The sequence below is a fragment of the Tessaracoccus terricola genome, assembly GCF_054776555.1.
Genome location: NZ_BAAHBS010000010.1, coordinates 1 through 12,171, shown reverse-complemented (window position 1 = coordinate 12,171; position 12,171 = coordinate 1). Strand labels below are relative to the sequence as shown.

Below are 12,171 nucleotides of genomic sequence, written 5' to 3'. Positions count from 1 at the left end.
GGTGCCGGCGCTGGGGCTGGACGTGGGCCGTCGGATCTGGTGGCCCAACAAGCTCCAGCCCGACTTCGTGAAGCCGCGACGGGCCCGCGACTGACTTCCGTGCCGTCGTCAAGTCCGACACGCCGTGGCGACAACGGTCTTTGGAGAAGTTCTGCGGAAACCCTTGCGGGAACGGGTTTGGGTACGGTAGAAATCTCTGTACACACAACCCGCAAGGGAAGTGTCGAGGAGGCCAACCAGCGTCCATTGCCGAGGGACCACGTGTCCTGAGGGCCCTGCAGCGAAGCGGGACGATTGACAGGTAGCCGCCCTCGATTCGGAGTTCGCTCTCCCCATCGCAACCGGAAGGAAAGGTCCTACCGACCTCCAGTTCGCGGCCGAGTCCGCGGACCTCGCAGAGCGATGCGAGCGGAGGTGGAACCGGATGTCCTTCCAGACCAGCGGGGTCGCCCCCTCACTGGTCACCCAGGAGGCCTGATCAACTCATACTTGATCAGGCCTCCGCCCATGTCCGGGCGTGTCGCTACCCGCCATCCGGCTCGCGTACCAGTGGAATGGGGCGTGAGCCCGGACCACGTATGAGGTGGTCCGGCCGATTCTTTCCTGCGGCCCAGTCGCCCTGAGATTCGAAGGGCGCCCACCCAGTCGCCCTGAGGTGCGAGCGGCAGCGAGCCTCGAAGGGCGCCGATCCGCGCTCGCCCGCCTCAGTCCCAGATCAGCGGTGCGATCTGCGCCGCGGCCGGGTCCTTGCCCACCGCCGCGCGCAGCGCCGGCTCCGCCTCCTCGCCGAACGTCGCGGTGAACCCGTGCGCCACCAGGGCCGGCAACCGCTGCGCGAAACCGGTCAGCGCGTTGCTGCGCGCCAGCGCGGAGATCATCGAGGCGGCGTCCTTGGCGGCCTTGGCCGTGATCTGCTCCGGCTCCAGCTTGCGGGTGCGGAACATGGTGGTGGTGTAGCCGGTGTCGGTGCGGCAGGTGTCGAAGTAGGTCTGGGCCGCGTCGGTGAGTTCGGCGGTGAAGGTGGCGTCACCGACGACGTCGCGCGCGGCCACCAGCTCCGGGTCCGTGAGGAACTTCTCGATCGACTTGCGGATCTGGCCCCCGCCGCCGCCGTGCTGCTTGCCCTCGACCAGCATGTTCAGCCAGAAGGCGAGGAAGCGGTCGACGTTGCCCTTGGGGCCGCGGCGGACCGCCTCCAAGGGGCTCGGGTGCTCGGACATGGCCCAATCCTGTCACGACTCCGGGAGGCGTGGCGGCCCGGTTCAGTTGCGGCCGGTCACCAGTGCCCGATGGACGACGGCGGCGGCGTGCGCCACCTCGTCGGGCAGGAACTCGGCGTCGCGGACCCCCTCGCGCGAAGAGCCGCCCACCCACACGGCCAGCGGCGGGACCACCTCCCCGAGCCGGTCCACGATCTCCTGCGCCGGCGGCACCTCGTCGGGGTTGGTCACCCCCAGCACGGCAGCGCGTGGCCGCCCCTCCGCGGCAGCAGCCAGCCAGGAGCCGATGGGCACGTCCGTGCCCAGGTAGACCACGGCCGAGCCGAGCCGCTTCAGGCAGGCGGCGAAGCTGAGCAGCATCAGGTCGTGGCGCGCGCCGGGGGGCAGGCCCACCAGCACGGTCTGCGCCGGGTTGGGCTCGGCGGCGGAGCTGTAGATGCCGGCGATGGCGCGCATCAGCCCGGCGCTGGCGAAGTGCTCCTGGGACACGTCGAGCCGGCCGGACTCCCAGGCGTCGCCGATGATCCGCAGTTGCGTGGGCAGCCAGCCCTCGGCCAGGTCCTCGAAACCCACGCTCCCGAACGCCTGGTCGATCACCCGTCGCAGCCGCACCGGGTCCAGGGCCTCGGCCGCGGCCACCAGTTCGTCGTCGCCCGGCAGGGAGCCCCGCTGCCCGCCCGAGCGGGACGGCTGAGCGCGCAGGGCGGCCGCCGCCCGGGAGGCCGGCACCCCGCCCTTGACCATCGAGGCCATCTCCCGCAGCAGGGTGAGCTGGGCGTCGTCGTAGAGGCGGTAGCCACCGGAGGAGCGTGCGGGTTCCACGACGGAGTAGCGCCGTTCCCAGGCGCGCAAGGTCGCCTCAGTCACCCCTGTGAGTGACGCCACCTGCTTGACGGTGTACACGCCGTTCCTCGTCTCTGGCCACCCTCCGTGGCTGTCGGGGACACACGCTAGCAAATCTTGGACAAACCTTGGACAACGGGTTGTCCTTGAACCCGGAGTGGGGTTAGGCTTCTGGAAACATTGTACAAACATTGGACAACCAGATGTCAGTGTCATCGCACGAACAATTCCACCGGCCCGGCAGCGCCGAGTCGGCAGACGAGGTGGTGCTCGTCGACGACGCCGGCCGTCCCGTCGGGCGCGCCGACCGGATGGGCGTGCACACCGACGCGACGCCGCTGCACCTCGCGTTCTCCACCTACCTGTTCAACGCCGCCGGCCAGGTGCTGGTCACCCGCCGGGCCCTGTCCAAGCTGACCTGGCCGGGCGTGTGGACCAACTCGTGCTGCGGTCACCCGAAGCCGGGGGAGGAGTTGGAGGACGCCGCGCGCCGCCGCATCCGCGAGGAGCTCGGCCTGCACGTCGGGCCGCTCGTCCCCCTGCTGCCGGACTTCCGCTACCGCGCCGTGGACGCCTCCGGCATCGTGGAGAACGAACTCTGCCCCGTCTTCGCCGGCTTCGTCAGCGACGAGACCCCCAGCCCTGACCCCTCGGAGGTGGCCGAGTGGGAATGGGTGGACTGGGGCAACCTCACCACCGCCATCTCAGCCACCCCCAACGTCTACAGCCCGTGGGCGGCGCTCCAGGTCCCCCTGATCGAGTCCGCGTACCCCGGCGCGGCCAACCTGGAGCGCCGCCCCGCCCTCGACGTCGCGGCCGCCGTCCGTGAGGTCGACGAGCTGCTCACCGCGGAACTCGAGGCCCTCGACGCCCAGTGGCGCGGCCACCTCGGTGACCTCGGCGTGGACGTCCTGCCCGAAGACCTGCCCCGCTGGCTGGCTGACCTGCTGGTGGGGCGCGGCAAGCGGCTCCGCGTGGTGATCGCCCACTGGGGCTTCGTCGCGGCCGGTGGCGTGCTGGGCTCGGCCGCGCACCGCCACCTGGTGCGCTCGCTCGCCGCGCTGGAGACGCTGCACCTGTTCGCGCTGGTCCACGACGACGTCATGGACGAGTCCGAGAGCCGCCGCGGCCGTCCCTCCGCCCACGTGCAGGCCGAGCGCTGGCACCGCGCCGCCGCCGCCCGGGGCGACGCCGAGGTGTTCGGCCGCAACCTCGCGATCCTCCTCGGGGACCTCGCGCACACGGTGGCGGACCGCCTCGTCGACGGGCTCCCCAGCCGCATGCGTGACCTCTGGTACGAACTGTGCCTGGAACTCATCGCGGGTCAGCGGGCGGACCTCACCGGCGCCGCCTCCGGCCGTCGCGACCGGGCCCACGCCGCGCAGGTGGCCCGGCTGAAGTCCGGCCGTTACACCGTGGTGCGCCCGCTCCAGCTCGCCGCCGTCGCAGCCGGTGCCCCAGCCCCGGTCACCGCCGCACTGCTCGAGGCCGGTGAGGACATCGGCGAGGGCTTCGCGCTGCGCGACGAGTACCTGGGCATCTGGGGTGACCCGGCGGTCACCGGCAAGCCGTGCAGCGACGACCTGCTGGAGGCGAAGGCCACCGTCGCGCTCGCCATCGCGGGTGACAAGCTCGCCGGCCGGGCGGCCGACCTGCTGGCCCGCATCGGCACACCCGGCTTCGGCCCCGACGACGTCGCCCCGCTGGCCGCAGCCATGCGGGAGGCCGGGGTGGACCGGGAACTGGAGGCGCAGATCAGCGCCGCCGTGGACCGGGCCGCGGCCCGGCTGCAGGAGAACCTGCTGGTGGCCGACGGGGTCGCCGGCATCCGGGAGGTCGCCGAGCAGATGGCCTGGAGGGACGCGTGAGCCGCCCCCGCCGCACCGCCGCATCCCGCCCCCGCGACGCCGCCGAGGCCCGCCGGGTGGTGGTGGTCGGCGCCGGGCTCTCCGGGCTGGCCGCCGCGATGCACCTCGCCGGCGCGGGCCACCGCGTGACCGTGCTCGAACGGGAATCGGTCCCCGGCGGCCGCAACGGCACACTCGAGAAGGACGGCTTCCGCTTCGACACCGGCCCCACCGTCCTGACCATGGTGCCGCTGCTCGAGGAGGCATTCGCCGCCGTCGGCAGCTCGGTGGCCGACCACGTCGAGCTGAAGCTCCTCGACCCGGCCTACCACGCGTTCTTCGCCGACGGCTCCAGCCTGCGCGTGCGCCCGGGCCACGAGCTGATGCGGGCCGAGATCGCAGCCGAGTGCGGCTCCCGGGACGCGGCCGCCTTCGACCGCTTCGTCGCGTGGCTCACCAAGCTCAACGACGTCGAGGTCCCCAACTTCATCGACGTGAACTTCAACTCCCCGCTCGGGCTGCTCCGCAACCCCGTGGCCGCGGCCCGCCTCGTCGCGCTCGGCGGCTTCGGGCGCCTCGGCCGGGCCGTGGGCCGTCGCTTCGACGACGAGCGCCTCCACCGGGTGTTCAGCTTCCAGGCGATGTACGCGGGCATGGCCCCGGCCCGGGCGCTGGCACTCTACGCCGTGATCACCTACATGGACTCGATCGAGGGCGTCTGGTTCCCCGAGGGCGGCATGCACGCCGTGCCGCGCGCCATGGCCGACGCGGCCGCCGCGGCGGGAGTGGAGTTCAGCTACGACACCACCGTCGAGCGCGTCGAGCAGGGACCCGACGGCGCCACCACCGGGGTCCGGCTCGCCGACGGCACCCGGGTGCCGGGCGACGCCGTCGTCGTCACCGCAGACCTGCCCACCGCCTACCGCGAACTGCTGCCCGACGTGGCGCCGCCGCGGACCGTCCGGGGCGGCACCTACTCCCCGAGCGCGCTCGTGTGGCACCTGGGCGTGCGCGGCGAGCTCCCGGCCGGGGTGGGGCACCACAACATCCACTTCGGCCAGGCCTGGGACGACGCCTTCACCGACCTGCTGGACCGGGGCCGGCCCATGGCGGACCCGTCCCGCTTCGTCGCTGCGCCGTCGATCGACGACGCCGGTGCCGCACCGGCGGGCCACCACGCCCTCTACGTGCTGGAGCCGGTGCCGAACCTCCAGGTGGGCCGCATCGACTGGGAGCGCGAGGCCCCTCGCCTGCGGGAGCGGATGCTCGGCTCGCTGGCCGAGTCCGGCTACCCGCTGCAGATCGTCACCGAGGAACTGGTCACGCCGCTGGACTGGCAGCGCCAGGGGATGGCCGCCGGGACGCCGTTCGCGCTGGCCCACACCTTTCCCCAAACCGGCCCCTTCCGACCCCGGAACGTGGAACGCTCGGTGCCGGGGCTGGTGTTCGCGGGCTCAGGCACCACCCCGGGAGTGGGGATCCCGATGGTCCTCATCTCCGGCAAGCTGGCGGCGCGACGCGTCGAGGAGGTCACCCGATGACTGCCATGCTCGAGGCCGGCTACCGGCGCTGCGCCGAACTGACGCGCCGCCACGGCACCACCTACTACTGGGGCGCACTGCTGCTGCCGCCCCACCAACGCCGCGACGTCTACTCCGTCTACGCCCTCTGCCGGCTGGCCGACGACATCGTCGACGAGCCCGAGCGCGTCGACCTAGCCGTCCCCCAGCAGGGCACCCCGGCCGAGCGGCTCGCGCAGTTCCGGGCCTGGTTCTTCGACGCCCTCGCGGCCGGCGGGTGCGACGAGCCGGTGATGGCCGCCATCGTCGACAGCATCGGCCGCCGCGGCACGGACCCCGAGTGCTTCGAGCGCTTCTTCGACGCCATGGCCGCAGACCTCGTGCAGGAGGTCTGGCCCACGTGGGACTCGCTCAGCAACGGCTACATGGAGGGCTCCGCAGCCGTCATCGGAGAGATGATGCTGCCCGTCCTCGAACCCCTCACCCCGGAGGCCCGGGAACCCGCCCGGGCACTCGGCAAGGCGTTCCAGCTCACCAACTTCCTGCGCGACGTCGCCGAGGACCTGGACCGCGGCCGCGTCTACCTGCCCCAGGAGGACCTCCTGCGGCACGGCGCCAACCCGTGGCTGCGCCGCGTCACCCCGCAGTGGCGAGAGCTGATGGCCCATGAGGTGGACCGGAACCGCGCACTCTACGACGACGCCCGCCCCGGCCTGGCGATGCTGCCGCCGGCCTCCCGGCGGTGCGTCGGTACAGCCCTGGTGCTCTACAGCCGCATCCTCGACAGGATCGAGGCCGCCGACTACGACGTCTTCGCCGGCCGGATCCGGGTGCCGCGCCGGGAGAAGCTCGGCGTGGCCGTGCGCGCCGTCACTGTCGGGCTCGACGCCTGAGCAACCCGGTGGTGGGCACCGTCCACACTTCGTGGCCCGCCACCCCCCAACCGCCGAGCAGCTCGTTGGCCGCGAGGAGCCCCGTCGTCGCGGCCCGTTCCATCAGCGCCACCGGCAGCTCGCAGCGGACCCAGTCGCCCGCCAGCACCAGCCGCGGCGACGGCGTCGTCACGCCGGGGCGCTCGCCCCAGCGGTCGGGCCCGATGAGGGTGCAGTCGTCTCGCACCAGCACCTCGCGCGCCAGTACGCCCGCCCCGGCGGTCTCGGGGAACACCCGGTGCAGTTCGGCCTCCAGGCGGGCCACCACCTCGGCCGCGGCGTCGTCGTCGGAGGCGGTGTCCGGGGCGCACGCGTAGGCGTGCAGCTCCACCACGGAGCCGCCGTTGTCCTCGGCCCACCGCGCCGCGCCGGCCTCGAAGCGCTCCAGCACCGAGACGTTGTCCAGCGGCCCGTAGCCGGAGGTGCCGAGGAAGGCGGGCCGTTCCGGCGCCACCGGGGTGTCCAGCCACAACCGAACCACCGCGAACGGCGGGGCGTTCACCGTGGCCGCCACAGACTCCCGCCAGGGGGTGAGACCCTCGCCGGGGAGGTCCGCCACCAGGGCCCGGGCCGCGCGCGGGTCGGCGGCCAGCACCACGGCGTCGGCCTCCAGCCGCCGGCCATCCACCGTGACCACGGCCCCGTCGTCGCCCAGCTCGATGCCGTCGGCCCGGGAGCCGGTGCGCACGTCGACGCCCAGGCCGTGGAGGTGTTGCCCCAGCGGGCGCCACAGGGCCTGGTCGTAGTCGTCGTCGGGCACGTCGAACAGCAGGCCCTCGGCCGAGCCGAGGAAGTAGGTGTGGAACATCGCCACCAGCTCACCGGCGCCGAACTCGGTGGGGTTCGCGAAGAACGAGCGCGCGAACACCTCCAGGGCCAGGTCCCGCGCCCCCGCGGGGAAGCGCAGCCGGTCCAGGAACGACGCCGCGGACTCGCCGTCGTAGTCGGAGAACGTCCCGGGGAAGCGGACCCGCAGCAGTTCGAGGGCCGCCGGCACGTTCACCCCGGCCAGTCCGCGCAGCGTGAACGCGGGGCTGCGGGCCACGAACTGCAGCACTGACCACGGCGGGGTGCGGGCCAGGCCGGTGAAGGAGTCGCGCAGCCCGTCCGGCCGCTGCAGCGGGTAGTCCTCGACGGGGACCAGGCGCCGCAGTTCGGGGTCCACGCGGCGCAGCAGGGCACGCAGGTTGTAGTACTGGCGGAAGAACGCGTGGAAGCCGCGGCTCATGGTGCGGCCGTCCGGCAGCGGCCAGGCGGATACGCGGCCGCCGAGCCTGTCGTCGGACTCCAGCAGGGTGACCCGGACCCCGCGCTCGGCGAGCGCGGTGGCGGCGGCCAGGCCCGCGATGCCCCCGCCGACGACGGCCACGTGCCGGTCCCGGGTGGTGCGCGGCGCTCCGGGCGGTCCCGGGTGCCGGACCGCGCGCCGGTCCCGGCCGGGGAACTCGGTCATGGGCGCTCCTCGGGCTTGCGGGCGGTGAAGGTGTGCAGGATGCCGCGCTGCCAGCCGGCGGCGGTGCGGTGGGCGACGTCGGTGAAGCCCGCGGCGACGAGGCGGTCCGCGAACCGGTCCACGGAGTCGAAGTCGACGACGCTGCGCCACAGGTAGCGGTAGAGGCCCGGGTTCTGGTCCAGCACGGCGCCCAGCGGGATGATCACGGCGTGGCATACCGCGTCCCACACGCGTCGCGCGGCGCGGTCACCGGCCACCGAGTACTCCTGCACCACCAGCGTGCCGCCGGGCCGCAGCAACTCGAACACTTCGCCCACCGCGCGGTCGCGGGCCTGCGCGGGGACGTTGCGGAACAGGTAACAGGTGAGCACGCCGTCGCGGCTGCCGCGGCCGAGGGCGTCGAGGTCCAGTTCGCCGGCGACGGCGCGGCCGAACTCCACCCGCTCGGGCCAGTCCTTCGCGCGCGCCGCGGCGAGCATGCCGGGCGAGGCGTCCAGCCCGAGCACCCGGCCCTGCGGGAACACGCCCAGCAGGGCGGCGGTGGAGGCCCCGGAACCGCAGGCGAGGTCCAGCAGGTCCGGTTCCGCGACGCCGTCGATCCGGTCCGCCAGGGCGGTGGCGGCGCGGCGCAGTTCGCGGTGGTAGCCGGGGTTGAGCCGGACCATCAGGTCGTAGCGCGCGGCGCCCCTGTCGAACGCGGCCGTCGTGGTCACTTCGCCTCCCGGCGGCCCAGGTGCACCCACACCACGATCACGAGCGTGACCATGGCCCAGCCGAAGCCGAAGTCCTCCACCGGGATGTCCCACGGGAACCGGATGCCCGCGTGGTGCTCGGGGTTGTAGAGCACGATCGGGTCCGAGAGCTTCGTCAGCCACCCGTCCACCAGCACCTGGAAGAACATGACGATGGCCATGGCCAGCCAGTACTGCAGCTTGCGGAACACGCCGGTGCGCAGCCACAGCAGTTCGACGGCGACGACGGCGGGCACCGCCAGCAGGGTCAGCAGCGTGTACTCAGGCATCCTCGCGCTCCCCCTTCAGGCGGCGCAGCACGTGGCCGACGCCCTCGTAGCTCAGCAGTCCGCAAACGGGGATGACCAGGAAGAACACCAACTCCTCCAGCGGCAGCACGCCCAGCATGATCCCGGTGGTGAATTCAGTGCTGTAGGTCCAGTGGTCCCGCACGATCCCCAGCACGTCCCACGCCACGAACACCACGAGCACCGGGAGCATCGCCAGCAACAGCCGCAACGGCCGACGGTAGACCCGGGCTCGGAGCACGAACTCGAGCGGCAGCGTGATGGCCACGCACGCGGCCATCAGCAGCAGGTACTGGTAGGGATCCATCAGCGGGTTCCTCCGGAGTCTCGGTTGCGCAGCACCAGGCCGCGGAGTCGGTAGCCCTCGATCAGGTCGTCCCAGCCCAGTTCGGGCTCGGCCAGCACCTCCGGCCGCCGGGCCAGCAGCCGAGTGAGCAGGACGTCGGTCTCGGTGATCGCCAGCGGCTGGCCGGGGCAGCGGTGGGCGCCGTCGCCGAACGTCATCACCGACGGGTCGACGCCGCGCGGCAACTCGCGGCCCGGCCGCAGGGTGAACGGTTCGGCGCCGACGGTGGCCGCCTCGGTGTTGGTGTGGCGCACGCAAACATCCAACAGGTCGCCGGCGGCGACCTCCACCCGGTGCTCGCCGTCGGAGACCGGGAACGGCTCGGTGGCGCGCCGGTAGAGGTGGCCGACGACGGGCTCCAGTCGGATGACCTCGTTCAGCACGGCGTGGCGCTCGCCCTCGGGGGCCGCCAGGTAGTGGGCGCGAAGTTCGTCGTCGGAGAGCAGGTGCCACGCGGCCATGGTGATGAACTCGCGGGTGGTGACCATCCCGGCGGTGCCGTAGGTGACGCACTCCACCAGGATGTCCAGGTCCGTGTACCCCTCCGCGATCAGGTGGCTCACGACGTCGGGGCGCGGGTTCCTGCGTCGCTCCCGGATGGCGGGGCGCACGTCGCGCAGGTGGAAGCCCAGCAGGGGACCCAGCGCCCGGCCCGCGGCCTGCATCCACTGGCGCCGCGTGCGCCCGAGGTCCCGGCGGGACATGTCCACGGGAGGTTGCCGGAAGAACGCCTCGAGCCGGGCGGCCCGCGCGTCGACGGGCGATTCGGTGAGTCCGACGATCCGCGAGGTGACCTCGACGCTGAACCGCAGCGCCAGTTCGTCCAGCGCGAAGGCGTCCGCGCCGTCGGTTCCGGTCAGGAGCCGTTCGGCGGTCTCCTCGATGTGGGGGAGGTGGTGCTCGCGGACCACCTTGGGGGCGAAGAACCGACCCACCTTCGCCCGCTGCTCGTCGTGGAGGGGGCCGTCGGAGATGAGGATCGGGTGGTGCCGCAGCACGCCCTTGGGGATGTGCTCGGCCGTGAAGCCGGCCTGGGTGGTGCGGTTGCGCTCGCGCAGCACCTGCCGGGCGGCGGCCACGGAGCGGATGCGCCAGATGCCTCGCTCGCGCGAGATGCCGGCGCCGTCGGTGTCCCGCGGGTTGTGGGCGCGACGGACTCCGGGACCCGCTGCCTCCGCTGCGTCCATGCCTGCCTCCTGGTGGGTGCTCCCGAGAGTCTACAGAAAGATTCGACAAACATTGGACAAGCGTGTCGGGCCAGGTCTACAGTGCGAGGAAGCAACCTTAGACAAACATTGGACAAAAGCTGCTTTCGCAGACTGTGCTGGAGAAGGAAGAAGCGGCGGGACCGCACCGCGGAGGTGCGCGCCGGGCCGCCGGGGGCAAGCCGCCGGTGTGGCTGCGGATCGTGCTGCCCGTGGCGCTCATCGTCGTGTGGCTGGCGGGAGCCGGCATCGGCGGACCGTACTTCGGCAAGGTGGGCGAGGTGGCCTCCAACGACCAGGCCGCGTTCCTGCCCGCCAGCGCCGACGCAACGCTGGTGGGGGAGCGCTTCACCGACTTCGTCGGCGACGAGCAGGTCCCGGCGATCGTCGTGTTCGCCTCCGAGGACCAGCTCACCGAGACCCAGCTCGCCGAGCTGACCGCCGTCATGGAGGAGCTCGGCAACCTCGCGGGCGTGGAGAGCCTCTCACCCCTGATCCCCTCCGAGGACGGCCTCGCGGCCCAGGCCTTCATTCCGCTGGACGCCGAAGCTGAGCTGGGGGACCTAGTCGCCGAGGTGCGAACCGTGATCTCCGACGGCGCCCCCGAGGGGGTCGCCGCCCACGTCACCGGGCCGGCCGGGTTCTCCGCGGACCTGGGCGAGGCGTTCGGCGGCATCGACGGGCTGCTGCTCGCGGTGGCACTCGGCGCGGTGCTGGTGATCCTGCTGATCGTCTACCGCTCCCTCCTGCTCCCGTTCCTCGTGCTCGCCACCAGCGTGTTCGCGTTGTGCGTGGCGCTGCTGGTGAACTGGTGGCTCGCGAAGTGGGGGATCCTCACGCTCAACGGCCAGACGCAGGGCATCCTGTTCATCCTCGTCATCGGTGCCGCCACGGACTACGCGCTGCTCTACACGGCCCGGTTCCAGGAGGAACTGCGCCGCAACGAGTCCCGGATGGCGGCCACGCGCAAGACCATCCGCGGTTCGCTGGAGCCGATCCTGGCCTCCGGTGGCACGGTGATCGCGGGCCTGTTGTGCCTGCTGTTCAGCGACCTGTCGTCCAACAAGTCTTTGGGTCCCGTCGCCGCCATCGGCATCGGGTTCGCGATGCTGTCCGCTCTGACCCTGCTCCCATCCATGCTGCTCCTGCTCGGCCGCGCGGCCTACTGGCCCCGCCGCCCCAGGTTCGACCCGCAGCGCGACGCTGAGGCCTCCGTGCACCGCGGCATCTACGCCGCCATCGGACGCAAGGTCTCCCGCCGCCCCCGCCTGGTCTGGATCGCGTGCGTCGTGCTGCTCGCCGTCGGTGCCGCCTTCGTTCCCACCCTGAAGGCCGACGGCGTGGCCACCAGTGAGTTGGTGATCGGTGCCTCGGACGCCCGTGACGGGCAGCAGGCCCTGGCCGAGCACTTCCCCGGCGGCTCGGGTGACCCGGCGAACGTGCTGGTGGCCGAGGCCGACCTGCAGGAGGTGGCCGACGTGCTGTTGGCCGCCGACGGCGTCGACTCCGTGGCCGTGCTCGCGGCCGACAGCCCCTCGGGTTCGGCACCCGTGACCGAGGAGGGAATCCAGCCCCTCGGGCCGCCCGGGACCCCCGCGCCGGAGCCCACCGTGCGGGAGGGTGACGTCCTGCTCCAGGCCACGCTCGCGCATCCCGCGGACAGCGCCGAGGCCGAGACCGTGGTGCGGGACCTCCGCGTCGAACTGGACGGCACGGCGCTGATCGGGGGCACGACGGCGGTGGCGATCGACACCAACGACACCTCC

The 12,171-nt window shown here is 72.6% G+C and carries 11 protein-coding genes and 1 pseudogene; 5 read left to right on the top strand and 7 right to left on the bottom strand.

Annotated elements, in window-relative coordinates:
- Positions 1-704: 704 nt before the first annotated feature.
- Together ACYU7G_RS17220 and ACYU7G_RS17215 are read right to left on the bottom strand one after the other, a co-directional pair.
- Positions 705-1,220 carry a DUF6553 family protein gene (locus ACYU7G_RS17220; protein ID WP_461110063.1) on the bottom strand — a complete coding sequence of 172 codons (516 nt, stop codon included), beginning with the start codon at positions 1,218-1,220 and terminating at the stop codon, positions 705-707.
- A gap of 42 nt (positions 1,221-1,262) precedes the next feature.
- On the bottom strand, positions 1,263-2,123 hold the full coding sequence (locus ACYU7G_RS17215) for a MerR family transcriptional regulator (protein WP_461110062.1): 861 nt from the start codon (positions 2,121-2,123) through the stop codon (positions 1,263-1,265).
- 149 nt (positions 2,124-2,272) lie between these two features.
- On the opposite strand from ACYU7G_RS17215, the pseudogene idi reads away from it, so the two are divergent.
- From idi to ACYU7G_RS17195, 4 genes and pseudogenes are all read left to right on the top strand, one after another.
- Positions 2,273-2,812 (top strand): annotated as a pseudogene (gene idi, locus ACYU7G_RS17210) (isopentenyl-diphosphate Delta-isomerase); the annotation flags it as partial.
- Between the two features lie 153 nt (positions 2,813-2,965).
- Positions 2,966-3,931 (top strand): polyprenyl synthetase family protein, encoded by a 966-nt coding sequence (locus tag ACYU7G_RS17205; protein ID WP_461110064.1) that lies wholly within the window; start codon positions 2,966-2,968, stop codon positions 3,929-3,931.
- Complete coding sequence (gene crtI / locus ACYU7G_RS17200) at positions 3,928-5,451, top strand: phytoene desaturase family protein (protein ID WP_461110061.1); 1,524 nt, start codon at positions 3,928-3,930, stop codon at positions 5,449-5,451. Before ACYU7G_RS17205 ends, crtI begins: the two co-directional genes overlap by 4 nt.
- On the top strand, positions 5,448-6,323 hold the full coding sequence (locus ACYU7G_RS17195; protein WP_461110060.1) for a phytoene/squalene synthase family protein: 876 nt from the start codon (positions 5,448-5,450) through the stop codon (positions 6,321-6,323). Before crtI ends, ACYU7G_RS17195 begins: the two co-directional genes overlap by 4 nt.
- Here the strand turns inward: ACYU7G_RS17195 and ACYU7G_RS17190 are convergent.
- Genes ACYU7G_RS17190 through ACYU7G_RS17170 form a run of 5 tightly spaced genes read right to left on the bottom strand, consistent with a single transcriptional unit; the run spans position 6,301 to position 10,387 of the window.
- Positions 6,301-7,815 carry an FAD-dependent oxidoreductase gene (locus ACYU7G_RS17190; protein ID WP_461110059.1) on the bottom strand — a complete coding sequence of 505 codons (1,515 nt, stop codon included), beginning with the start codon at positions 7,813-7,815 and terminating at the stop codon, positions 6,301-6,303. The genes ACYU7G_RS17195 and ACYU7G_RS17190 overlap by 23 nt on opposite strands.
- Positions 7,812-8,528 (bottom strand): class I SAM-dependent methyltransferase, encoded by a 717-nt coding sequence (locus ACYU7G_RS17185; RefSeq protein ID WP_461110058.1) that lies wholly within the window; start codon positions 8,526-8,528, stop codon positions 7,812-7,814. The genes ACYU7G_RS17190 and ACYU7G_RS17185 overlap by 4 nt, the downstream gene beginning before the upstream one ends.
- A complete protein-coding gene (locus tag ACYU7G_RS17180; protein WP_461110057.1) occupies positions 8,525-8,836 on the bottom strand; it encodes a lycopene cyclase domain-containing protein in 312 nt (103 codons plus the stop codon). The genes ACYU7G_RS17185 and ACYU7G_RS17180 overlap by 4 nt, the downstream gene beginning before the upstream one ends.
- Positions 8,829-9,161: a lycopene cyclase domain-containing protein gene (locus tag ACYU7G_RS17175; protein WP_461110056.1), complete on the bottom strand. Its 333-nt coding sequence runs from the start codon at positions 9,159-9,161 to the stop codon at positions 8,829-8,831. Before ACYU7G_RS17175 ends, ACYU7G_RS17180 begins: the two co-directional genes overlap by 8 nt.
- Entirely contained in the window at positions 9,161-10,387 is a 1,227-nt protein-coding gene (locus ACYU7G_RS17170) for a cytochrome P450 (RefSeq protein ID WP_461110055.1), read from the bottom strand. The genes ACYU7G_RS17175 and ACYU7G_RS17170 overlap by 1 nt, the downstream gene beginning before the upstream one ends.
- A gap of 134 nt (positions 10,388-10,521) precedes the next feature.
- Between ACYU7G_RS17170 and ACYU7G_RS17165 the strand changes: the two genes are divergently transcribed.
- The coding region (locus tag ACYU7G_RS17165) for an MMPL family transporter (protein WP_461110054.1) at positions 10,522-12,171 on the top strand (1,650 nt) is incomplete at its 3' end.